Genomic DNA, 22,545 nt, shown 5'->3' with positions numbered 1-22,545 from the left:
GATTGTTTAAATAAAATAAGTTAGTGTAATTATTTCACGGAATGTTAATAATTAAATGTTAGATGTTTCTCCTATTTTAAGTCGATGAAATCAGTAATTAATATTTTAATTCCGGATACTATGCTCAACATTTTCGGGGAAATCTAACAGAATTTATTCTGTTCAGTCATGGTTAACTATGACGGCAAAATGTCAAATTAATTAATTCTATTTTAAGATTATATATAAATAAATTATATGGGTTAGCCTTAGCCTATAAGGAACTATTTGTCTCTTAGATATGGATAAGGGATAGGTAGCAGCAGGGACGATGTTTTTATTAATGATGTAACCTTTGCTTTATCAACAAAAAATGAAATTAACACTCTTCAATTTATGTGTGGTGACTGGTTTCTATTGTCTTTTTACTAGAAAGGAAAAATAAATGAAATTAACAAAATTAGCAGTTGCAACTGTATTTGCGGCGTCTGTTGTGTCATTTAGCGCAATGGCGGATAACACCGGAACGATTAACTTTGTGGGTACAGTTGTGAACACGCCTTGTAATATCGAGCAGTCTTCTCTGAAACAAACCGTTGATTTCGGTCAGCTGTCTCGTAAAGCGTTGGAAAGTGGTAAGCCTGCGGAAGCAGAGTTCGAGATCAAATTCACTGGCTGTGACTTTGCTAACTTTGGTAAAGATACTGAAGGTAACCCTGTTGCGGTGAAATCAATGGAACTCGTGTTTACTGGCCAAAGCTATGCAGATAAAGGCAACACGCTGCTGGCAACTTCCGCGGGGAATTCGAACAACCTCGGTATTTTGATTGATGGTTTTGAGTTCGGTAAAGCCACAGACGTTCTCCCTCGTATTGCCAACACAAATGGTGAAAATACTTTAATTTTTAAAGCATTGGCGAAAGCGGTTGATACCACTAAAGATGTTGCGGAAGGGCGATTCAGCGCCATCTCTAACTTCCGTATCACGTACCAGTAAGTCGATACATTGACCGTCAGTGAACGCTGGCGGCCAAGGGGCTCACGAAGAGGGGTAAAGTGCAATCTCGCCCTCTTCGTCTTCTCAATCGAAAGTCAATAAATTGATTTTCTTCATGGAGTTAACAACCTCTAACGACTGCCGTCAAACAGTATTTGTTTGTTAACAGTCATAACACAGGTGGATTTTTTTACTGTCTGCAAGGGAGAAACGGGTGGCTGTTTATCAACGCGTGAGTTTGCAAACAACAGGGATCCTCTTTTCGCTGATTTTGGGGGGCACATCGGCTTTTGGCGCCAACGAGGTGGGCATGCGCCATGAAGGTGTCACTCAACTGGTTGGCAGTGTGATCTCAACACCATGCTCGATTGTGATGTCAAATCGCGACCAAACGGTCGATTTTTCGTCGTTAACGTTGACGATGCTCTCAACCGCCGTGGCGCGTGAACAACAAACACGCCCTTTTGACATTGAGCTTCGTGACTGTGGCAGTGTGTACAGCACCCTTGACAGTAAAACATGGACAATACGTTTTGACGGGCAAGGGGCCGATAATATCGACGCATTTGCCTTGCAAGGGCCTTCTCAGGGGTTGGGCGTATCCGTGCTGGATAACACGAAAAATATCGTGATCCCTGGGGAAACCTATCCTTTGTTTGACAGTGTGTTACGGCAAGGTCAATCGGGGCAAACCCTCTTTTTGCGCTATTTTTTACGGCTCGAGCTGACAGGAAAGCCGCTACAAGCAGGACGTTATCACGGGCTGGTTCGTTTTTTTATCGATTATCAATAAAGCACAGAAGCACGTCTTCAATGATGACATTGAGGAGGCATTCTTGCTGTCTTTGGGATGGTACAGAGCATGATGTTCAAACTTAGCAAAGTCAGGCAGGCCGTTTTATTGGCGGTGAGCGTCAGTGCATGCACGGTGTCTGCAACAGAGTTCAATACTGACGTATTGGATGCGGAAGATATGCAAAACGTCGATATGAGCCAATTTTCCGTTGCGGGTTATGTACCTCCCGGAGACTATGTGTTAACCGTGTTTGTTAACGGCCAGCGCTTAGGGGCGCCTCGTGATATCACGGTCTTAGCACAACATGCCATTTGCATACCGGCGAACTTACTGGATCTGATTGGCCTGAAAGATTCGGCAAAACAAAAAGTCACCCTTTCCGAGGCGGGGCAGTGCCTTGATTTTTCCGCGTTAACAGGGGTGCAATCGACGGTTGAATTGTCCACACTCTCACTGAAAATCACCATTCCCCAGTTATGGATGGAATACCGTGATCCGAACTGGACACCCCCGGCGTTATGGGAAGAGGGGGTGAATGGTGCCTTTGTGGATTATAGCGCCAATGCGTCTGTTATCGAAGAAAGTCGCGGGAGCAAACGGGTCTATTTATCCACCAATGGTACAACAGGTCTTAACCTCGGTGCTTGGCGTTTTCGTGGTGACTATAACGCGAACTACCAAAAACAGCACGGTGGCAGCAACCCCCAAGAAACCCACCGTTTTGATTTTAGCCGGCTGTATGCGTTTACCTCCTTGAAGAAATTAGCCTCTATTTTGACCATTGGGGAAAACTACTTCTATTCTGATGTGTTTGAGTCATGGCAATACAGTGGTATCGCCCTCGAAAGTGACGACCGCATGTTACCGCCTAAATTGGTGGGGTACGCGCCGGAAATTATTGGCGTGGCGAACACGAATGCCACGGTGATTGTGCGTAGCCAAGACCGCGTGATCTTAGAAACCACGGTGCCCCCGGGGCCGTTTCGCATTCAGACCTTGGACAGCGGCGTACGAGGGGTGCTCGATGTCACTGTGCGTGAAGAAAATGGCGAAGAGAAAACATTTAGTCTCAACACCGCCTCACTGCCTTATTTAACCCGCCCGGGGCGCATTATTTATAAGTTAGTGGCGGGTAAAACGCGCTATGACGGTCATCGCCTAACTGGTAAGCCGGTGATCAGCGGCGAGTTGTCTTATGGGTTATCCAATGCGTGGTCACTGTATGGGGGGACGCAACTGAATGGGGATTACCAAACCGCAGCGATAGGGATTGGGCGAGACTTGTTTGCATTTGGGGCATTGTCACTCGATATGACGCAGTCTTTTGCCCGCTTTACCCATCACACGCTGCAAGGCCGCTCCTATCGCCTCAACTATGCAAAGTCATTTGATGAGTTACGCACGGATATTACCTTTGCAGGGTATCGATTTGCCGATAGAGATTACCGCACATTAAGCCAATTTATAGATCAAAGCCGTAGCGGTCATGTGGCGCGTGTGGCAAAAGAAAACTACCAAATCTATCTGAACAAGTATTTTGATAATTTCAGTTTATCGTTGAATTATCAATACAGTACTTATTGGCAAGATAAACCGCAAACGCAATATGGTTTATACGCCAGTACCAATATCAGCATACCTAGGCTATCGCAGCAAGATGCCAATATTTCATTATCGGCGACGCGTACCGAGCGTGATAACGGCTATAAAGATGATGCTATCAACCTGTATTTAACGGTTCCTCTGTATCGCGGGCACAATATCACCTTCTCCGAACGCTATTCACGTGCCGGTGAGTATAACCAATATAGCCACAGTGTCGGGTATAGCGGCTATAGCGATCGTGATAATTACAGCCTGAATGTGGGGTATAACCACGGACAGCATATGCAGAGTCAGTCGAGTTTCAGTGGCTATTATTCACGCGATCTGTCGCAGGCTAACTTATCCACGAACGTCAGTTATGTGCCACAACAATATCGCAGTTTTGGCGCCTCGATTAACAGTGGGATCACGGCGACGGCTCACGGGGTAGCACTGCACCGTTCAGCAAATGGCGATACCCGCTTAATGATTGAAACACCGGGGGTGGGGGATGTGCCACTGGACAGTGGCGTCATCAAAACCAACCGTTTTGGGATTGCGGTTATTCCTAACGTGAACAGTTACCGTAAATCGACGGCGTCGATTAACACCAGTCAGCTGCCAGAGAATTTAGAAACGTTACAGTCAACGACCGACATTACCTTAACCAAAGGCGCGATAGGTTACCGCCGTTTATCGGTGATGAAAGGGGAAAAACTGTTCGCCATCGTATCGTTGAGTGATGGCAAAAATCCCCCGTTTGGGGCCAGTGTGCGCAATGCTGACAACCGTGAATTGGGCATTGTGGGTGAAGAGGGGGTGACGTGGTTGGTCGGTATTTCCCCTCAAGAAATCCTGTCTGTTTATTGGGCCGGAAAGAAGCAGTGTGAATTACGCATGCCTGACAATGTCACGTCATTATCCAGCATGTTATTGCTGCCTTGCGCTGCACCCGCGCCCGCGCTGTCAACGGCAAATGTAACGCCAGCAAAATAAGTCTTTTATTCGTTTTATGAGGTCAATGATGTTGAATTTAGGTCAAAGATTATGCCATATGTGGGTGGGTATCGCGGTATTTGTCTCAATGAGTGCCTACAGCGCAGTCACATTAGATAGAACACGCATCATTTTTCCGGGAACGGAAAAATCGATTAACGTCACCATTTCGAACGATAACCCTGAAGAAGCTTACTTAGCCCAAAGTTGGATTGAAGATTTACAGGGAAATAAGCTCACCAAAGGGGCTATTTTGGCGACGCCGCCGTTGCAACGCATTGAGCCCATGAGCAACAGTTTAGTGCGTTTAAGCACGACGCCGGCACTGAGCCAATTGCCACAAGATCGTGAGTCGGTGTTTTACTTCAATTTGCGTGAAGTGCCCCCTAAATCCACCGATGGCAATACCTTACAAATTGCCTTGCAATCACGGGTCAAACTGTTTTATCGACCGGCCAGTATTTTGCCTGAATCAGACACTAAGTGGGCGCATCAAGTCACATTAACAAAGATAGCGAAAGGTTATCGCATCAATAATACCACGCCATTTCACTTAACGGTGATTGGGCTAGGGAACAGTCAAGCCGCGGCTGAGCACAATTCATTTGATGTGGTTATGGTGCCGCCTAAGTCAACACAGGATGTGGTATCCCCCGCACTGTCCACACCGTATCTGACGTACATCAATGATTATGGTGGTAAGCCCACGCTGGCATTTCGTTGCCAAGGTGAGACTTGCACGGTAACGGGTGAGCCGTAATTTTCAGCGTATGAGCGAACGGGAAAGGACGATGCGTAAACACAACATGTTCATCAAAACAGCCGGGTACAACGCGGTACTGTTTGTTCTTGGCAGTGTCTTGAGCCAATGGGCGATGGCTAATAGCCCTGTGGCGAATACACCGGTTAATCAATCGGACTACGAACCGCAGCATCAAGGCCAAATACAGGTGAGTGCCACGCTATTTAATGCCCCCTGCAATTTGTCGTTAGATAACACGCTGCGTTTGATTGGGTGTGGCGCGGGAAACAAGTACCAAGAAATGGCGGTGTTTAATGCAGCAGCCAATACCCCAGCGAGTGTGCGGCTTTACGATGTACAACGCGGGGTGTTTTCAGTGCGTTACCCGCTGTCTTTGCTAAATGGGGATAATCCAATCGACCTACCGACATGGATGAAAGATGGGCACACGGTGCGTTTAGAGGTGAGCTATGAATAGGGCAGCAAAGTATATTTGGCTGTTTTCGGTGGCGCTTTTCGGGGGAGCTTCTCAGGTACGCGCGGCCAATAGCTTAGATATTGAGTTGAGTGGTGAGCTGGTCAACACGGCATGCCAAGTGGCAGCCGGCTCTCTCCATCAGAAAATCACACTGTATAACTTGCGTTGGCAATTGATTAATGAAAATGGCACCAGCGCGGTGACGCCCTTTACCATTGCCATCGATAAGTGTAGTGCAACGGATTTACAAAAAAGTATTCAATTAACGTGGAAAAGCAGCGAATTAGTTACGATTGGCGGTGAGAGTTTTTTAATCACCAAAGGCGACAGTGGGGTCGTCTTGGGGCTGGTCGATCATGATGAAAAACCCCTTGTGTGGAATAAGCCGATGACGATGGGTGATGTCAGTGTGGTTGACGGCTTACAACAATTTGATTTTGGTGTTTTTGTCCGTAAACCCGCCACTGGCGAAGCTAATGTGGGCGATTTTTCCGGGATCGTGACCTTTCAGGTGGAGTACGAATAGTGATAAAACTGAATAAACTCAAACAGCCTCTCGGGTTACTCCTGTTATTGACCGTATTAGAGAGCCACGCTGACGTTTTGGTGGATGTGACCGCCACCATGGTAGATCCCGCTTGTAATATTCGCAGTGAAAACAGCAGCTCACCACTGAAAATTGGTTTCGGCACACTTAACCCAAACTCACTGAATACATCGGCGGCAGTGAACGATTTTTCACTCTATATCACGGGGTGTAATTTCAACAATACGTTAGCTATCGTGTTGAGCCCCAAAGGGGGCAGCAGCGTGTTATATAACGGGAAAAATATTTTAGCGACCAGTATCAATGGGCTGAGTATTGATTTTAAAGAGGTGACGGGCGGCACGGTGCGTGCATTGGAAGTGAGTAAAAAGCAACGAATTTACCCCGAACGGGTGGACGCGACATTGTATCGCATGGATTTACAAGCGCAATTAGTGAGTACGGTGCCGATCAATCAATTGGCTCTGGGGAAATTTACGTCAACCGTCACCCTTTCTGTGACTTATCATTAGTAGGATCATGATTATGTTGAACTTAAAAGGCATTATTCTTACACACGGGTTGCAGTCTTTTAAAAAAAAGAAAATCGGCTGGGGGGGCATTGCATCAGGCGGTTTATTACTTCCCTCGATTGCCCTAGCAAACTATGCACCGATGATCCAAAACCCAAATGATGGCTATTTGATCACACTGGCGAGTAATAGCGCAATCGTTTCGACGCCTGTCACCGGCTCTGATGGTAAAAATTATTATCGTGTGGGGGAGCCGATAGTGATTAGTAGCATTGACTCAGCGGTTAAAGCAACGGGAGCGGCAAAATGTATTGGTAGAACTTGGGGGGGAACAAGTACGAGGATTATTGGTAGTGATAGTGCTTACCACAGGCTATTCATGTATGTCCCTGAAGCCGCTACGATAGAAGGCAAACCAGGTTATCGCATCAATAGTAACGTCGTGATGACCGTTGAGAGTAGAATGCTTAATTGGATCAATATTACGGGAGCTGGAGTTTGTGCGAATGCTTCGAGTACAGCGATGATAGCGTCGGCATCTAATTTTGGAGTACAGTTTCCCATCACCGTAACATTTTATATTAATGAGCGCATTATTGATGGTCAGGTGATGATTGCTGCTATGCCTCTTGGGGGGTATGTACGTGCATTTATGAACCCTAAAGTACCGCCAATCTATACATCTTGGCCATTAGAGGAAACAACGGTTCCAATGCGCTTACTCTCTTCAACATTAAATGTGGGCTCATCGTGTAATACCACCACGACCACTGGGCAAGCGGGGACAGTAAACTTACGGCATGGACACTTAAACACATTAAATTACGATAGTGTTGTCACTGAACAAGTGACTTATAACTGCAAGTTCGCTATTCCAACAAATGTCAGGTTACGCCTTGATTATGCAACAGACAATGACCCACAGAAACGTTTACCAATGACGAGTAGCCAAAATAGTAATCATAAAATCTACAGTAACTTGACCATGACCGATGAAACAACGGGTCAAACGGGTAAAGATTTTAAAATTGAGATTAAAGACCTAAGAACAATTAAAATTACGAGTCATATCCAAGGAACAAATGCCGCCGCGGGGGATTATAAAGGTTCTGCTTGGTTGATAGCGACATTTGATTAATTGTTTATGTTTTTTCTCGATAAGATAAAAGTAAGTTAATAAACGGCCTTGATAAAATATCAAAGCCGTTTATTGACAGGGGCAGGAAATGAGAAAATCTTCCTTAGCTAATTTTGAATATTTCATCAATATCAGCCCCCTAAGGGGATAACTGTTTTTCTTTTTCAGCGCTAATTAATAGCCAGTCATCACTGACTGTTAATTGCCAATTCATCAAGAGTACTATTTAACTATTGTAACTTTACCATCAATAATGGATAGATAAGGCGTTGTTGTAAAGATTTCACCATCTGCATATTTTTATAATTATAAAATGCAATATTTAACTTGGTGATAGTTTTAGTCTAGAAAGAACAATGGGTTATCAATAATTAATAGCTTCCTACAACTGTGTATTACTGATTAATTCTTTTTGAATTTTGCTATTTTTAGCATTGGATTTAAACTAACCCTCTTTAACTGTTGTCTCTTGCTCTGCTAATAATGTCTATTCTTCATTAATGGTGAGGGAGTGGACATGGCTCTATCATCATTTGTGTAGGGCCATGTTTAACATGGCCCGAGTTTGAATTACTAATGAGGATTATTGATGTTTAAAGTATTATTATCTAGAAATAATAAATTTTTCACCATCAAAGCGTAATTTAGGATTAATACCAATAGACTGACCAGACTCTAAATCTTTAAAAGCGATTGGTGACTTAAAAACTGAAATAACACGATTATCAAGGTATTTAGAGATCTCACTATTACTAGAAATATTGAGTGGTTTTAACTGATACTGCTCTTTGTCGAAAAGCATAGAAAAACCAAGGGAGTTATAATATGATTCAACGCTCCCTCCATCTGCGGAACTTGATTCTTCTAACATCTCATTAAACAATAGTTTTATTTTTTTCTCATCTTGTCGGTTAAAAGCATCCCATATTTCGGTGTAAATCTCTTTTAATTTAGCTTGCTGATCAAGAGGGAGGTCATTAACAAACTCGATGTTATCATTAAATTGGTATGATGTAGTCCACTTCCAAGCTGGAAAATCTTCTCTGATATTAAATTGTTGAGTCATTCTATAATAATTATCATCGTTACCAATGAATTCAACCTTTAAATCATCCACTAGTTCTCCCCAGCTAATGTTCGAATTTTTATAGTGAGATGCTTTTTTTATGTTAAAATCAATATCTTCGTTTGGTCTGTAACTAATAAGTGAAATATGGTTTAACTTATCACTTTCAAATCTATCTCTAGCTAGAAACTCAAAATTACACTCAGCACCTGTAGTGAAAATTTCGGAATTTTTATTTAGTGAAAACAATACAATTCTGATTTTATTATTTTTTTCTTTAAGAAAAGAACCAATACCAAATGTAGTGTTAAATTTATTCATATCAACATTATATATTAGCTTTACATCATTAATATATAGTTCTATCCCACATTGATTTAAATCAATACCTATTTTATAGTCATATTTTTTTAGTTCATTATCATGCATTTTTGTGGCAGCAACATTAGATGAAATGAAGATCAACATTAATAATAGTATTTTCTTAATCATAATTTACCCGTTAAAATGATAAATAGGTATCGTACCTTCAGCCTTAGGAGCGAGAACTATATCTTCTGGGAGAAATTCTCATTTAAATTTATTGGTAGTAGAACCTGTTAATTGACTTGTTCATTTCCCACTATACCAGCTTTAACCTCAAATTTATAATTGAATTTAAGTTACGGTTAAACCGATCCTATTTTTATCCACCACTAACCTAAAGTTAATACTGCCACTAAATTCCCCTTCTAATTTAGAAGTGAGCTTCATTTCATTATCAAAAGTTAGTTTTAATCCGCTGTCTAAGAGCCGAGCTTCAATGAAAAGGCCTTGTATAGCCATTCAAGTCTGGCTTATTGCGTGATTCCTCTTTTTCTTCCATATGCAGACAGAACTTACGCCATTTTTCTCCAGTTCCTGTACGAGTGAAAACAACATTAATAATATCAATTCATAATCCTAAACCAATAAGTGGTCCGAAGGAGAAGTCAAAGGGGTTGTTGTTAGCATTGTAATTAATATCGCTAATAGATATTTTCTAATGCTCGACTATATTTTAATACATTGATATATAAGTGAATTATTTTTAGATAATCAAGGGTGACTCTAAAGATAAACCTCAATAGCATATTATTTGAGCAATACTTATTATCCTTTGTGATGGCTTTAATTGCCAATCCCATTGAATACAAAAAGACCCCCAATAATTGGTTGCCCAGTTATTGGAGGTCACTTCAAGTCACGCTTTTAAATCAAAAGGGTTATTGTTTGATTAAATCAAACTTAGCTAAATACTCCCCCCAATCAGCTAGGCCTTGAAATTCAAACCCGACACTCTGATAAAAGTGGTGTGCACCCACGTTATCGGTGTGATAGCCAATCATAATGGCAGGAATATTATCCTTATTTGATGACTTTATCTCATCAATTAATAAAAGCATGGCCTGCAAACCATAGCCTTGACGCTGATGAGATTCATCTATCATAAAGCGATAAATCCAATAATTCCCATCGTCAGGGTCAATGCCATACATGACTAACCCAACGAGTGTTTCTTGATGCTGGATCCCTTTAACGATAAACCGTGGTAAGAATTGGACTTCAGCAATTGAATATAAATTGGAAGCAATAAATTGTGATTGTTCCTCTGATACTTGCAAATCAGCACAATCTTCCCAGTTATCTTGATTCAGCTCAACAAGTGTTACCATTAACTTCTCCTTTTTAGAGAAGTAAACCTTCTCTAAATTATGAATGAATAGAATATGCAGTGAATTTATTTAGATTGTTTTTACGCATGGTAACCCCCTTAGTGAAATTGATGGCATAGCCGAATTGGCAATTTAAAATGCGGCTCAAATATGCCGGAATGGCGGTGAAATAACAAGATAGCGCACAAAATATTTTATTGTGTCGGTAGGAAATACATTGGGGCATTGATAAAAAAACCTGCCAATTTTATTTAGCAGGTTTTCCAATGATAGGTAAATTATTTACGAACAGCGATCGCTTCGATCTCGATTTTTACATCTTTCGGTAAACGGGCAACTTCAACGCAAGAGCGCGCTGGGAATGGTGCATTATGCTGCTTGAAAAACTCTTCATAAGTTGCATTTACGGTTGCGAAATCGTTCAAATCTTTCACAAATACCGTGGTTTTCACGATATTGGCAGCGCTAAGGCCTGCTTTTTCTAAGATAGCTGCCACGTTTGCGAGTGATTGACGAGTTTGTGCCGCGATATCTTCAGGCACTTCACCTGTTTTTGGATCAACAGGGATCTGGCCAGATGTAATGACCATACTGCCTAAGTCAACACCTTGAACATAAGGGCCAATAGCTGCCGGTGCGTTTTCTGTACTGATTTCGTATGACATAAATACTCCGTTTAATCAGGTAAAAAAGTGGTAACTTTCGCTTATAGAAGTTCAGTATAAAGCTTTGAAGCTCACATACAAAGCCGTGGTCACACGAATCTCATTTATTGGTTATTAATAACGGCGTCTCTGTCGAACTCTTTTTCACAAAATTTACAGGTTAGCGCCACTTCTTTGCCCATTTTTTTCACCTTAAAGCTACTAGACACCGGCTCATTATGGCTAATACAGTTACTATTTGGGCAAATCAATACATTGTCGATATATTCAGGTAATCGTAACTCTAATTTTTCAACCACTTGGTAGTCTTCGATACGATTAACGGTTGCTTCTGGTGCATACATCGCTAATTGGTTGGCTTGCTCTGGTGTCAAAAAAGTATTTTCGATTTTGATTAAATCTTTTTTCCCCAAGTTATTCGAGGGTAAATTTAAACCGATGGTAATGCGCTCATCTGTTAAGGTGAGTTTAAATAGACTCAATAGCTTAAAACCAATTTGAGCAGGAATATGGTCGATGACAGTGCCACAACTAATTGCTTCAACTTGTAATTTATGATCGTGTGTCATGATGTGTTTCTCCTCAGATGGCCAATTCTTTATTTAAAACCAGAGACAACAAAGCTTGCCTTGCGAAAATGCCGTTACCCGCTTGTTGGAAATAGTAGGCGTAAGGGGTCTTATCAACATCAACAGTGATTTCATCAACGCGCGGTAATGGATGTAAAACTTTAAGATTGGGTTTGGCATCTTGTAAATCTGCGGCACGGAGTACAAATTGCGCTTTGACATTGGCATATTCAGACGGGTCTAAACGTTCTTTCTGTACTCGTGTCATATAAAGGATATCCAACTCAGGCAGCACTTCATCAATATTGTTATGTAAGCTGTATGTGGAGCCTTTTTCTTCAAGAAGATGCAGGATATGGATTGGCATAGATAGCGCTTCTGGCGCAATAAAATAAAAGTGATTGCCTTCAAATTTAGAGAGGGCTTGTGTCAGTGAATGGACTGTTCTGCCGTATTTTAAATCACCCACCATTGCGACTTGTAGGTTTTCAAGACGACCTTGGGTTTCTTGGATAGTAAAGAGGTCGAGTAGTGTTTGTGTTGGATGTTGGTTTGAACCATCACCAGCATTGATAATGGGAATTTCCCCCGCAAATTGGCTGGCTAAGCGTGCAGCACCTTCTTGTGGGTGGCGCATCACGATAGCATCGACATATTGGCTGATCACCGAAATGGTATCTGCGAGTGTTTCACCTTTTTTCCCCAGTGACGTGTTGGTGCTGTCAGAAAACCCCACAACAGATGCTCCTAGGCGGTGAATTGCGGTCTCAAAGGATAAACGTGTGCGAGTCGACGCTTCGAAGAAACAACTGGCGATGACTTTATGTTTTAAAAATTCTGGCTGAGGTTGCTGTTTTAGGGAGGCAGCCACTTTGAGCACAAGTTCAAGGTCGGTGCGATCTAAATCATTAATTGAGATTATGTCGCGTAGGTATAGAGGGTTCGGCATCGTTGTTCTCCTGTGTCAGCAAGACGTATAAGGTGAAAGGCCAAAAAAAAGCCCCTCAATGAGGGGCTTTTCTTGAAATACGGAGGGAAAAAACAGGCTGTCCAGACCGCCAGAAGGCAGTGCAGTGGAGGTGTTCTTTGAAACAAATAGAGCAACAGCGTTCATGTTTTCTCCCGGCAAATTGTGGCGCATTATACGCGTGTCTTTTCATGACGCAAGCGTTTGCATACAGAAAAATAGATTTTTTTGCGTCTAAGTCCACTTACGTTTCCAGTTATTTTGTATAAAAACAGTCAAATCAGAGAGATATTTGTCATTGACTGAGTCGCTTAGCGAGTCGTTCTAATTTAACCATCAATAACACCCTGACCTTTATCTAAAATATCAGGCTCATACATTTGCCACCATGCTTTTTCTTTGAGGTAAATTTCGTTAAACGGATCACCCTGTTGGGGTAGCAATAAATCCGTCACTCCATTAGGACTGCCTTTTTCTATCCGCAATCACGGCTGACCATGATTATATTTCGGAGAAGGTAAGAGTTGCAGAGGTGCTGGAGATTGCGCTAACACCGACATTATGCGCATAGCACTCATGCCCAGCACTAATCCCATCGGCATCGAATGCTCCCCAAGAGCTGCCAAGAAGAGACAGCTCGAATAAATTGATATTTTTTGAGTTTTTACGGAGTATCGGTGCATATTCAATAAACCAACGATAATTCGTCGAGCGATGAACCGACATACCGTGTTCGGCCAGCATATCACTGACTTTAGTGACATGACTTTTCCTAAAGAAGCGAGCAATGACCTTAATGTTGTTCACTTCGACAATTTTTGCAACAAGCCCACAAAAAGTGCAGTTTATCCTATAATCAACGCATCGAATACTCGACCGTCTCCTTTCACTTAAAATCAAGTTTCTTGATATTTATTCGAGGATTAAGCTTGTGTCGACCCTCTAGTAACAACTTTTAACGTAACGAACTGTTTTTCTATGATTTGTGGATTATTTGATATTTTTTCCAATAGCATTTTGATAGCGATTTCCCCTATGTATTGAGTCGGAATTTGTACGGTAGATAATTCTGGGTTCAAATAGCTGCAAAGATCTGTGTCATTGAATCCTATTACTGCCACATCGTTAGGAATATGAATGTTCAGGTGTTTTGCTGCCCGATAGATAGCGCCTGCTAAAATATCGTCATCACAAAAAACAATATTGGGTTTTTGCTGCAGTAATATCTCTGCATTCTCAGTTGATTGCGCGAGATTGAATGATGAATACACGATATGCTTAGATTTTTCTGGATTTTCTAATGAATTGAATTGCTGATCAAAAAGTTCATGTCGCGTTAAGAAGTGTTGCCTTGGAAGATCAGTTCTAAAAGAACCAACTCTGAATCGTTTCATTTTACTTGCAATGTAAAATATAGATTCGATCGCTTTTTTTACCTCTAAGCAAATATCGTTGTTTTTTTCGTCATCAGACTCAATAAATATCAGTTTTTCTCGGTAATATCTTAATAATTCGATGTTTTTCTTGTCACATGAGTAAATTATACCGCCACTGATAAGCTTACTTTGAAATAATGATATTAGATGCTCATGCCATTGTTTGTTAGCATAACTATCTAAAAGAATTAAAGAATAACCAGATTTGGTTGCGAAAATTTCTGCTGCGTGAACAACTTTTGCAAAATAAGGTTGCTGAATATCTGGGACAATAAAGGCGATAGTCTTAGAATTCCCACTGCGTAAAACTTGCGCATTAATATTGGGATGATAACCAAGTTCTTTTGCAACGCTGAGAATTTTTTCGCGCGTTTTATCAGATACTCTGCCATGATAACGACCACTGAATACGAGAGATACTGTTGATTGTGATACATTCGCTAAACGGGCGACATCTTTGCTATTAACCGTAGACATTTCCTCTCCAACAATAAAAAACATAATCAATAGATAAATAATAATATATTCTTATATCAAATAGGTAATGACCGCATGTATTAATACTAAGGGATAAAACCTATTTGAGCCTACTAATTTATCAGTATTCTTCAATGATATGATCACCATCAAGTCATACGTATAACCTATTGTGAAGTACATCACTTTATTCTTACTAGTTAGTGAGTATATTAATTGAACATGATAAGCGTTTATGGGATAGACTGTGATTAATTTAAGTTAAAAAATATTTTTAAGTGCAATGCCTCGGCTCCCATAATAAATAAGTGTATTTATATATTATTTCGTGAGGTAAAAAGACTATCATGAGTATAATCACTCGATTAAAAATAGTTTCATTTTTACAGTTTTTCATATGGGGCTCTTGGTTAGTTACCTTTGCATCATATATGCTCAATACCCTTCATTTTAAAGGTGGGGATGTAGGGTTAATATTTAGCACACTAGGAATAGCATCATTATGCTCACCTATTTTAATCGGTCTAATAGCAGATAAAATCAACAATAGAAAATTAGTTTATGTCACAACTCATTTGATATCAGCATTTTTTCTAATTCTAATGGCGCATAGTTCTTCATTTAGCTTACTTTTTTTAATGACATTGTTTCATCTTCTTTTTTATATGCCAACAATGTCGATATGCAATAGCATAATTTTTGAAACTATTGGTAAGGAAAAATTAAATTCAGAAGAATATTTTCCTAAAATTAGAGTGTATGGGACGGTTGGGTTTATATCCGCAATGTGGATAATTAGTTTATTGGAATTAGAAACTAGCTATTATCAACTGTACATTGCTGCAATTGCTTCTGTTATTTTGAGTATTTATTCTATTGTTTTTATCTCAATAAATAATCACAGTAAATCTGTAATAGATGCTCCTCATGCTTTTGAATTTAGCGACTTAAAAATTCTATTTGGAAAGCCTCAAGTGGTTGTTTTTCTGTTTTTTTCTATGCTCTTAGGATCTGTTTTACAGATCACAAATACATTAGGTGTACCTTTTTTACAAGACCTTTCTGAATTACCTGAAGCCAAAAATTCAATTTTTTCAGCGCATCCGACAATATTCTTATCAATATCGCAATTTTCTGAGGTCTTGTTTATATTGCTACTCCCATTGTTATTAAGGTACATAAAAATAGAGAAAATTTTATTACTAAGTATGATTGCGTGGATATTACGTTTTGGATTATTTGCTTATGGCGATTTTACATATATAGGAACCATGGTGTTATTTCTTTCTATGATAATTTATGGTTGTGCATTTGATTTTTTTAATATATCTGGTTCTTTATTTTTGGAAAAAGAAATAACCCCGGAATTTCGATCTACCGCGCAAGGTGTATTTACTACATTGGTTAATGGTTTTGGTACTTTTTTAGGGGCAATACTGAGTGGTTGGGTATTAGACCTTAATACAACGAATGGTGTTGTTGATTGGAAAATGTTCTGGATTATATTCACTAGTTATACGCTTGTATTTACACTAGCTTATGTGGTCTATCTGATTTTTACAAAAAACAATGTTAAAAAAATTCATGTTTAATAAAAATGTAAAATTTTTGAGGTATATATTATGTTAGATATCGATCAGTACTCTATTCAAGATATGAGTTTGGCAGAACTTGGGATGAAGCGTATTAATTGGGCAAAAACACATATGCCTATTATGAAGCATTTAATAAAAAGACTTGAACAGGAACAGCCTTTTAAAGGAATGACTATTGGCATTTGTTTGCATGTTGAAGCGAAAACAGGAGTATGGCTTGAAGCTTTAACAAAAGGTGGCGCAAGAATTGCCATTACAGGCTCTCCTGGTTCGACACAGGATGAAACAGCCGCAGCATTGGTTAAGTATATGAATGTCAGTGTTTTTGCGAGAAGAAACGAGTCATTTGAGGATCATATTACCTATTGTAAAAAGGTATTAGAAATGAACCCTTGCATCATTGCTGATAATGGCGCTGATTTGCATGAACTAGTCCTGACTGATCCTAAATTTAAGTCGTTACAAAAGACAATTATTGGTGCAACTGAAGAGACAACAACAGGGGCAAATCGTTTACGAGAAAACTTTGTTTCTCAACTTTGGCCAACACTCATTATTAATGATACTCAGTCTAAGCGAATTATAGAAAACAGATATGGCGTCGGTTCATCAGTTGTTGAAAGTATTGCTCATGCGACTAATGTGATGATACACGGTAAAAAGGTTGTCGTTATCGGATATGGATATTGTGGTTCTGGTGTAGCGCAGCGCTTCAGAGGAATGGGGGCTCATGTTACTGTTGTTGACACAAATCCACTGACTCGGTTGGAGGCACATTTAGAAGGTTTTCAGACCGCGGAACTTTTGGATACTTTGTGTGATGCTGATTTTGTTGTCAGTGTAGTGGGACGAGATAACATACTGACCTCGAAGCATTTTACGGCAATGAAAGATAATGTCATTGTGGCAAATGCAGGGCACTTTCAACGTGAAGTTGATATAAAAGCGCTGAATTCCATCACATCTAGTTGCGAAGACGTCACGCCTAATATCAACAGATACCAACTGAAAACAGGTAAAAATATATTTTTAATGTCTGATGCAAATTTAGTCAATTTATCCGCAGGTAATGGTAATCCTATTGAAGTGATGGATTTAGGACTGGCGCTACAAACATTAAGCTTAGAAAAAATAGCACTCAGTAGTAAAACATTAAAAAATATCCCACAACCAGTTCCTTTTGATATAGAAATGAAAGTGGCGCAACTCGCCTGTGATAATTGGATCACGCATTAATTTGAGTCAAGGTGTAATGACTTAATAAACATTAATGTTTAGTGCAAAAAAATTATTATAATAAATTAATTTTGAGATAATAATATGAAGAGAATATTTCTTGGTTCATTATTAATAAGCGTTTTAATCTCATCATCGTATGCTGATAATTTAGTTGAGGTTAATATACTCAGTACATCAGATATCCATTCTTTTATTAGTGATGATAACTATTACAGTAATACTAAAAGCGAAAATTATGGTTTGATATCATGGATAGGCACTATTGAAAAGTTTAGACGTGACCATAAAAATACTTATTTAGTTGATACTGGCGATCTTTTATCAGGAAACCCAATCGGTAATCATGTCATTAAACGTTATAATCAGAATGATGCCTATTATAATATTTCTCCTATTATATGCAGCTTGAATGCCCTAAATTATGATGTCGCAACTCCAGGTAATCATGATTTTGATAATGGCGTTGATTTTTTAAAGAAGTCTTATTCAGGTGCAAACTTTCCTGTGGTTTTAAGTAATGTTATTGATAAAGAAAAACAGGAAAGCCTTTATCCTGAGTATATTATAAAAGAAAAAAATGTAATCGATGACGTAGGTAAAAATCACTTATTGAAAATTGCTTACATAGGCTTGGTTCCTCCGCAAACAATGCTTTTTAATAAAAGTAAACTGGAAAATAAAATTATATTTTTTGATATGCTAGAATCTGCCAATAGCGCAGCAGATAAGGCTAGAAAGGATGGTGCAGATCTTGTAATTGCTTTATCCCATTCAGGGATTGATGTATCACCAATTGAATATGGAATGGAGAATGTAGCATATTATCTTGCAAGAAATCCAAATATTGATGGTGTTTTATTTGGTCATACTCATGAAATATTTCCTTCTAAAAAAACGATAGCGCATGAAAATATTAATATTGAATCAGGAAAAATATTTGATAAGCCAGCCGCACAACCAGGGAAATGGGGGGAGTCAGTATCTGCAATAACCTTTAACCTTGAAAAAAAGAATGGGCAATGGCTTATAAAAAGTAGTAAAGGTTATCAGTTAGAAAAAAGTGATGTGCCTGCTGCGGAAAATACTATTAAAAGTGTATTATCATGTATAAATGATACAGAAATAGACTTAAAAAAAGATTTAGATAAGGAGGTCAGTCTTGATCAATTTAAAATTGATAATAATTTTAATTTAATAGGAAATGAAAGTTTAACAACACTCCTTGTTGATTCAATTCATGATTATATGAAAAATTACACAAATGAAAATGATAAACTGCTTGTTTCTATTTCACCTTCTTTTTCATTAAATGACGATAATTATATCATTGATATACAGGATAGAAAGCTTACGAATAGAGACTTAAATCAAATTTTCTACCCTGCTTATTTATCCGCCTTAAGAGTAAATAAACAGCAGATAATTGAATGGTTAGAAATGAGCTCAAATATATACAACTCCCCTGATGGTGAATCTACTCCTTTGATAAATAATCAGTTTCATAGTTTTCTATTTTACCCAATAATAGGGTTGACATATGATGTAAATATTAGCAATCAGCCGTTATACGACTTGTCTGGTAAGCGGAATGAACAGGTGAAAAAAGGAAGGATATCTAATATTCGTTATAATGGTATAGAAATAACGGACGAAGATTCCTTTATTATTGTTGCTAGTAAATATGCGCCTTTTTTTCAAAATAATAAAGATAGCCCTTATTTAGATATTGGAAATGAAAGAAATATTGATATTTTCAGTAAATATATTTCCTCACACCATGAATATTCTAAACCTAAAAATAATTATCGCATAATTTCTGACTTACCAGTACAAATGCATTTAGTATTACCGCATTACACAGACAAGTCAGCGACGTTCTTATGGAATAATCAATATGAACTGAAGTTGAATAGCCAAGATAAAAAGTGGATGACTTACCAAATAAAAATAAGCAAGTGACATTTGGAGACTATTTTAGGTCGTTGAGAATGGCTAAGGTAGTCTCCATTTTTAGTTGACCGTTACAGCTTACCTGTATTTAAAGTTTTTGGTTGCCGTTCGGTCGGATACTATTGGATTGCGAGTGAGGATTTAGCGGCGGGTGGTCGCCCTGGCTCATGGATGGCGCTACAAAATGTCATTGAATTGGGTATCGATTCAGTTGCCCATTGCATTAAGGTTGATGATGCGGCACCGGGTATTGAAGAAGGGCGTAATGCGGGCATGTGGAGTGTTGGTCTTGCTTTATCAGGTAATGAGTTTGGTAAAACATGGGATGAATATCAAAGCATGTCAGCCGATGACACCACACAATTACGCCAGCAAGCAGCTAATAAATTATTTACTGCGGGCGCGCATTATGTGATAGGGACATTAGCTGAGCTACCTGATCTTATAGAGAAGATAAATATTCGACTGGCTAATGGCGAAAGACCTTAAGTCACCGTATCGCCGATTTCAATTAGGCTGAGTTCGAGTCTGTGCGATATTGTGGTGCCTATTACCTCAACTTTTATGAGTAGGCACCACCGACCTAAGCCACTCAATTAAATAACACCACGAGGTAATTCAGGTGCTAATGTTGCAACCATTACCGCTTTGATTGTGTGTAAACGGTTTTCTGCTTCATCGAACACAATGCTGTAAGGGGATTCAAAAACCTCTTCCGTGACTTCCAAACCTCCCCACATATCAAACTCTTTAGCGAGTTGTGCGCCAAGGGTAGTATCTTCATTATGAAATGCAGGTAAACAATGTAGGAATTTGACATCTGGGTTACCAGTGAGCTCAATGACATCCATATTCACTTGATATGGCTTAAGTAAATGAATTCGTTCAGCCCAGACTGCTTTTGCTTCACCCATTGACACCCAAACGTCGGTATACAGGAAATCTGCACCTTTGACCCCTTCAGCGACATCCTCAGTGAGCGTGATTTTCCCTCCCGTTTTCAGCGCCGCTTTTTGGCAAATTTCAACTAATTCAGCTTCCGGCCAGCAACTTTTTGGTGCAACTAAACGCACGTCCATCCCCGTCAGTGCGGCGGCTTCTAGCATGGAATTCCCCATGTTGTTACGCGCATCGCCTAAATAAGCAAATTTAATTTCGGATAGAGGCTTGTTCGGTTGATGTTCTCGGATAGTGAGTAAGTCGGCTAATAACTGTGTGGGATGGAATTCATTCGTTAATCCATTCCATACAGGCACTCCCGAATGTGTTGCTAAGGTTTCAACCGTTGACTGACTAAACCCCCGATATTGAATACCATCATACATCCGACCAAGCACTCTCGCGGTATCTTTCATGGTCTCTTTATGCCCGATTTGACTACCGGAAGGGCCAAGGTAAGTCACTCTAGCTCCTTGATCAAACGCTCCAACTTCAAAGGCACAGCGTGTGCGTGTAGAGTCTTTTTCAAAGATAAGGGCAATATTTTTACCCGCGAGTAGCGGTTTTTCGAGGCCAGCTTTCTTCTGTGCTTTTAGCCATGCTGACAGTTTCAATAATGAATGAATTTCGTTAGGTGTAAAATCAAGTAACCTAAGAAAATGCTTTTTATAGAAGGGGTTCATAAAATTCAGCCTTTTTTATTTGAATTAATATTCAATTTATATTCATAAAAATTCAAAATCAACCCCCAATAGAAAAGAAATTATTCATTCAGGTATGGTGTCACTGGCAGCCCTATGGGAGAATGGCCTAGAGACTAGCGATAATGAAAAAAGAGGTGTGGATATGGTGGATAAAGCTGAGTTAGAGGCACAATACGAAGAAACGCGTCTAATTATTGAAGAGTTACTGGAAGATGGCAGTGATCCTGATGCATTGTATGCAATTGAACACCATTTCTCAGCAGACAATTTTGAACTACTAGAAAAAGCAGCGGTAGAAGCCTTTAAATTAGGCTATGAAGTCACTGATGCGGAAGAGCTGGAAGTCGAAAATGGTGTGACGCTAATGTGTTGTGATGTGATCAGCGAAAGTGCACTTAATGCAGAGTTGATCGATGCGCAAGTTGAACAGTTGATGAAGTTAGCTGAAAAATTAGGTATCAACTATGATGGTTGGGGAACCTATTTTGAAGACCCTGATGCTGAATATGATGACGAAGACGAAGACGGCGAAGAAGGTGGAGAACGTTTCCATTAATTCGGCAAAGGCTGTAATTTAAACCGTGTAATTGCCTGCTTTTGATATGTTGATCCTAACAACAAAGCAGGCACATGATGACCGAAAAATAGTTAACGATTCAATCCATATCCTAAATAACTGGCTAACATGGCATATCTATCTTAGTCAGCCAGCTATCAATAAACCTTTCTTAAGCTGGATCTGCTGGGTACCCTGCTGTACTGAGTGCGGTACGGAAAATACTTTCATCAATACGGCTGTTGATCTGCACTTTTTTCGTCGCAGGGTCTGCTTCAACCTGTGCTTGCGCATCAATATCTAATACCACTTTTTTGATTGATTTCGCGCAGCCATCACAAGCCATTTTTGGGATAGTTAAATTAATCATTTTTACACTCCTATTATCAATACGTTAATCAATATAAAGCTTCCCCCTATTGGAAGGTCAATCAATTTTTTACCATACGCATTGAGAAATTATCGAATCGACGATTTTTAGCTGGCGGCGTCTCATCGCGCTTTGTTGGGTTCACTAAATTTTCAATGATCGGACAATCAGGTTTATTGTCGCCATGGCAATGTTGAGTCAGTGTTTCTAATGTTTTAGCGATAGCTTGTAGTTCATTGATTTTTCTTTTTAGCTCGGAAAGATGGGTGAGTGCCATCGCCTTAACATCGGCGCTAGTGCGTTCTCTATCCCGCCATAAGTACAGTAAAACAGAAATTTGTTCAGTGGAAAAACCGAGTGCTCGAGCGCGGCGGATAAGATTAAAGCTATCGACATCGGATTGATTGTAATAACGGTATCCTGCATCGGTACGCTTAGCCTTGGGGAGCAAACCTGTTTGTTCATAATAACGGATCATTTTTGCTGAGATACCAGAAAGTTTGGCTGCTTGACCAATATTCATAATTTTACCTCTCCAACAGTATGATA

23 protein-coding genes and 2 pseudogenes are annotated in these 22,545 nt (G+C 39.7%); 13 read left to right on the top strand and 12 right to left on the bottom strand.

Going from position 1 to position 22,545, the window contains the following annotated elements; translation table 11 throughout:
- Window positions 1–424 precede the first annotated feature (424 nt).
- The 8 genes from PR709_RS14190 (at window position 425) to PR709_RS14155 (ending at window position 7,769) form a co-directional block, all read left to right on the top strand.
- Complete coding sequence (locus PR709_RS14190; protein WP_004915868.1) at window positions 425–976, top strand: fimbrial protein; 552 nt, start codon at window positions 425–427, stop codon at window positions 974–976.
- 214 nt (window positions 977–1,190) lie between these two features.
- Window positions 1,191–1,769, top strand: a complete 579-nt coding sequence (locus PR709_RS14185) for a fimbrial protein (RefSeq protein WP_004915870.1) — start codon at window positions 1,191–1,193, stop codon at window positions 1,767–1,769.
- Window positions 1,770–1,826: 57 nt separating this feature from the next.
- Window positions 1,827–4,352: a fimbria/pilus outer membrane usher protein gene (locus tag PR709_RS14180; protein WP_272570954.1), complete on the top strand. Its 2,526-nt coding sequence runs from the start codon at window positions 1,827–1,829 to the stop codon at window positions 4,350–4,352.
- A gap of 28 nt (window positions 4,353–4,380) precedes the next feature.
- Window positions 4,381–5,112, top strand: a complete 732-nt coding sequence (locus PR709_RS14175; RefSeq protein ID WP_014657341.1) for a fimbrial biogenesis chaperone — start codon at window positions 4,381–4,383, stop codon at window positions 5,110–5,112.
- 31 nt (window positions 5,113–5,143) lie between these two features.
- Window positions 5,144–5,572, top strand: coding sequence for a hypothetical protein (locus tag PR709_RS14170; protein ID WP_014657342.1), 429 nt, complete (start codon window positions 5,144–5,146; stop codon window positions 5,570–5,572).
- The gene (locus PR709_RS14165) at window positions 5,565–6,098 is read left to right on the top strand and encodes a fimbrial protein (RefSeq protein WP_272570953.1); all 534 of its coding nucleotides are present in this window, start codon (window positions 5,565–5,567) and stop codon (window positions 6,096–6,098) included. The genes PR709_RS14170 and PR709_RS14165 overlap by 8 nt, the downstream gene beginning before the upstream one ends.
- Window positions 6,098–6,631, top strand: a complete 534-nt coding sequence (locus PR709_RS14160; RefSeq protein ID WP_272570952.1) for a fimbrial protein — start codon at window positions 6,098–6,100, stop codon at window positions 6,629–6,631. The genes PR709_RS14165 and PR709_RS14160 overlap by 1 nt, the downstream gene beginning before the upstream one ends.
- Before the next feature lie 13 nt (window positions 6,632–6,644).
- On the top strand, window positions 6,645–7,769 hold the full coding sequence (locus PR709_RS14155; protein WP_306169839.1) for an adhesin: 1,125 nt from the start codon (window positions 6,645–6,647) through the stop codon (window positions 7,767–7,769).
- A gap of 604 nt (window positions 7,770–8,373) precedes the next feature.
- On the opposite strand, the gene PR709_RS14150 is transcribed toward PR709_RS14155, so the two are convergent.
- From PR709_RS14150 to PR709_RS14110, 9 genes and pseudogenes are all read right to left on the bottom strand, one after another.
- Window positions 8,374–9,327, bottom strand: a complete 954-nt coding sequence (locus PR709_RS14150) for a hypothetical protein (RefSeq protein WP_036942710.1) — start codon at window positions 9,325–9,327, stop codon at window positions 8,374–8,376.
- A gap of 165 nt (window positions 9,328–9,492) precedes the next feature.
- The gene (locus tag PR709_RS14145; protein WP_004915890.1) at window positions 9,493–9,660 is read right to left on the bottom strand and encodes a hypothetical protein; all 168 of its coding nucleotides are present in this window, start codon (window positions 9,658–9,660) and stop codon (window positions 9,493–9,495) included.
- Window positions 9,661–10,079: 419 nt separating this feature from the next.
- On the bottom strand, window positions 10,080–10,529 hold the full coding sequence (locus tag PR709_RS14140) for a GNAT family N-acetyltransferase (protein ID WP_004915894.1): 450 nt from the start codon (window positions 10,527–10,529) through the stop codon (window positions 10,080–10,082).
- 278 nt (window positions 10,530–10,807) lie between these two features.
- Complete coding sequence (gene ridA, locus PR709_RS14135) at window positions 10,808–11,194, bottom strand: 2-iminobutanoate/2-iminopropanoate deaminase (RefSeq protein WP_004915899.1); 387 nt, start codon at window positions 11,192–11,194, stop codon at window positions 10,808–10,810.
- A gap of 104 nt (window positions 11,195–11,298) precedes the next feature.
- Window positions 11,299–11,763, bottom strand: coding sequence for an aspartate carbamoyltransferase regulatory subunit (gene pyrI, locus PR709_RS14130; protein WP_004915901.1), 465 nt, complete (start codon window positions 11,761–11,763; stop codon window positions 11,299–11,301).
- 13 nt (window positions 11,764–11,776) lie between these two features.
- Window positions 11,777–12,712, bottom strand: coding sequence for an aspartate carbamoyltransferase (gene pyrB, locus PR709_RS14125; protein ID WP_004915903.1), 936 nt, complete (start codon window positions 12,710–12,712; stop codon window positions 11,777–11,779).
- A gap of 15 nt (window positions 12,713–12,727) precedes the next feature.
- On the bottom strand, window positions 12,728–12,877 hold the full coding sequence (locus PR709_RS14120) for a hypothetical protein (protein WP_004915905.1): 150 nt from the start codon (window positions 12,875–12,877) through the stop codon (window positions 12,728–12,730).
- Window positions 12,878–13,346: 469 nt separating this feature from the next.
- Window positions 13,347–13,483 (bottom strand): annotated as a pseudogene (locus tag PR709_RS14115) (IS6 family transposase); the annotation flags it as partial.
- Window positions 13,484–13,653: 170 nt separating this feature from the next.
- On the bottom strand, window positions 13,654–14,643 hold the full coding sequence (locus tag PR709_RS14110) for a LacI family DNA-binding transcriptional regulator (RefSeq protein WP_105874313.1): 990 nt from the start codon (window positions 14,641–14,643) through the stop codon (window positions 13,654–13,656).
- 347 nt (window positions 14,644–14,990) lie between these two features.
- Here PR709_RS14110 and PR709_RS14105 point away from each other — a divergent pair, with 347 nt between their 5' ends.
- The 4 genes and pseudogenes from PR709_RS14105 to PR709_RS14090 all read left to right on the top strand — a co-directional run.
- Complete coding sequence (locus PR709_RS14105) at window positions 14,991–16,235, top strand: MFS transporter (RefSeq protein ID WP_060561471.1); 1,245 nt, start codon at window positions 14,991–14,993, stop codon at window positions 16,233–16,235.
- A 30-nt stretch (window positions 16,236–16,265) separates the two neighbouring features.
- A complete protein-coding gene (locus tag PR709_RS14100; protein WP_004915914.1) occupies window positions 16,266–17,474 on the top strand; it encodes an adenosylhomocysteinase in 1,209 nt (402 codons plus the stop codon).
- A gap of 84 nt (window positions 17,475–17,558) precedes the next feature.
- A complete protein-coding gene (locus PR709_RS14095) occupies window positions 17,559–19,436 on the top strand; it encodes a metallophosphoesterase (RefSeq protein ID WP_272570951.1) in 1,878 nt (625 codons plus the stop codon).
- A 111-nt stretch (window positions 19,437–19,547) separates the two neighbouring features.
- A pseudogene (locus tag PR709_RS14090) lies at window positions 19,548–19,916 on the top strand (HAD-IA family hydrolase); the annotation flags it as partial.
- A gap of 107 nt (window positions 19,917–20,023) precedes the next feature.
- Here PR709_RS14090 and argF read toward each other — a convergent pair.
- Window positions 20,024–21,049 carry an ornithine carbamoyltransferase gene (argF, locus tag PR709_RS14085; RefSeq protein WP_004915921.1) on the bottom strand — a complete coding sequence of 342 codons (1,026 nt, stop codon included), beginning with the start codon at window positions 21,047–21,049 and terminating at the stop codon, window positions 20,024–20,026.
- Between the two features lie 163 nt (window positions 21,050–21,212).
- Here argF and rraB point away from each other — a divergent pair, with 163 nt between their 5' ends.
- Window positions 21,213–21,626 carry a ribonuclease E inhibitor RraB gene (gene rraB / locus PR709_RS14080; protein ID WP_036944087.1) on the top strand — a complete coding sequence of 138 codons (414 nt, stop codon included), beginning with the start codon at window positions 21,213–21,215 and terminating at the stop codon, window positions 21,624–21,626.
- 172 nt (window positions 21,627–21,798) lie between these two features.
- Here rraB and PR709_RS14075 read toward each other — a convergent pair whose 3' ends face one another.
- Together PR709_RS14075 and cueR are read right to left on the bottom strand one after the other, a co-directional pair.
- Window positions 21,799–21,996 carry a heavy-metal-associated domain-containing protein gene (locus PR709_RS14075; protein WP_004915936.1) on the bottom strand — a complete coding sequence of 66 codons (198 nt, stop codon included), beginning with the start codon at window positions 21,994–21,996 and terminating at the stop codon, window positions 21,799–21,801.
- 61 nt (window positions 21,997–22,057) lie between these two features.
- The gene (cueR, locus tag PR709_RS14070; protein ID WP_014657352.1) at window positions 22,058–22,519 is read right to left on the bottom strand and encodes a Cu(I)-responsive transcriptional regulator; all 462 of its coding nucleotides are present in this window, start codon (window positions 22,517–22,519) and stop codon (window positions 22,058–22,060) included.
- Between the last annotated feature and the right edge of the window lie 26 nt (window positions 22,520–22,545).

It is taken from the genome of Providencia sp. PROV267 (assembly GCF_028477825.1).
Classification (GTDB): Bacteria; Pseudomonadota; Gammaproteobacteria; order Enterobacterales; family Enterobacteriaceae; genus Providencia; species Providencia stuartii.
Note: the sequence above shows the minus strand (reverse complement) of the source record. Positions and strands in the feature narration are given on the sequence as shown.

Coding starts and splice junctions, on each gene's coding strand:
- PR709_RS14165 (WP_272570953.1), top strand. CDS start 5,565: ATGAATAGGGCAGCAAAGTATATTTGGCTGTTTTCGGTGGCGCTTTTC.
- pyrI (WP_004915901.1), bottom strand. CDS start 11,763: ATGACACACGATCATAAATTACAAGTTGAAGCAATTAGTTGTGGCACT.
- PR709_RS14155 (WP_306169839.1), top strand. CDS start 6,645: ATGTTGAACTTAAAAGGCATTATTCTTACACACGGGTTGCAGTCTTTT.
- PR709_RS14105 (WP_060561471.1), top strand. CDS start 14,991: ATGAGTATAATCACTCGATTAAAAATAGTTTCATTTTTACAGTTTTTC.
- PR709_RS14175 (WP_014657341.1), top strand. CDS start 4,381: ATGTTGAATTTAGGTCAAAGATTATGCCATATGTGGGTGGGTATCGCG.
- PR709_RS14190 (WP_004915868.1), top strand. CDS start 425: ATGAAATTAACAAAATTAGCAGTTGCAACTGTATTTGCGGCGTCTGTT.
- PR709_RS14095 (WP_272570951.1), top strand. CDS start 17,559: ATGAAGAGAATATTTCTTGGTTCATTATTAATAAGCGTTTTAATCTCA.
- pyrB (WP_004915903.1), bottom strand. CDS start 12,712: ATGCCGAACCCTCTATACCTACGCGACATAATCTCAATTAATGATTTA.
- PR709_RS14075 (WP_004915936.1), bottom strand. CDS start 21,996: ATGATTAATTTAACTATCCCAAAAATGGCTTGTGATGGCTGCGCGAAA.
- PR709_RS14170 (WP_014657342.1), top strand. CDS start 5,144: ATGCGTAAACACAACATGTTCATCAAAACAGCCGGGTACAACGCGGTA.
- ridA (WP_004915899.1), bottom strand. CDS start 11,194: ATGTCATACGAAATCAGTACAGAAAACGCACCGGCAGCTATTGGCCCT.
- PR709_RS14120 (WP_004915905.1), bottom strand. CDS start 12,877: ATGAACGCTGTTGCTCTATTTGTTTCAAAGAACACCTCCACTGCACTG.
- PR709_RS14140 (WP_004915894.1), bottom strand. CDS start 10,529: ATGGTAACACTTGTTGAGCTGAATCAAGATAACTGGGAAGATTGTGCT.
- PR709_RS14100 (WP_004915914.1), top strand. CDS start 16,266: ATGTTAGATATCGATCAGTACTCTATTCAAGATATGAGTTTGGCAGAA.
- PR709_RS14150 (WP_036942710.1), bottom strand. CDS start 9,327: ATGATTAAGAAAATACTATTATTAATGTTGATCTTCATTTCATCTAAT.
- PR709_RS14180 (WP_272570954.1), top strand. CDS start 1,827: ATGGTACAGAGCATGATGTTCAAACTTAGCAAAGTCAGGCAGGCCGTT.
- PR709_RS14110 (WP_105874313.1), bottom strand. CDS start 14,643: ATGTCTACGGTTAATAGCAAAGATGTCGCCCGTTTAGCGAATGTATCA.
- cueR (WP_014657352.1), bottom strand. CDS start 22,519: ATGAATATTGGTCAAGCAGCCAAACTTTCTGGTATCTCAGCAAAAATG.
- argF (WP_004915921.1), bottom strand. CDS start 21,049: ATGAACCCCTTCTATAAAAAGCATTTTCTTAGGTTACTTGATTTTACA.
- rraB (WP_036944087.1), top strand. CDS start 21,213: ATGGTGGATAAAGCTGAGTTAGAGGCACAATACGAAGAAACGCGTCTA.
- PR709_RS14145 (WP_004915890.1), bottom strand. CDS start 9,660: ATGGCTATACAAGGCCTTTTCATTGAAGCTCGGCTCTTAGACAGCGGA.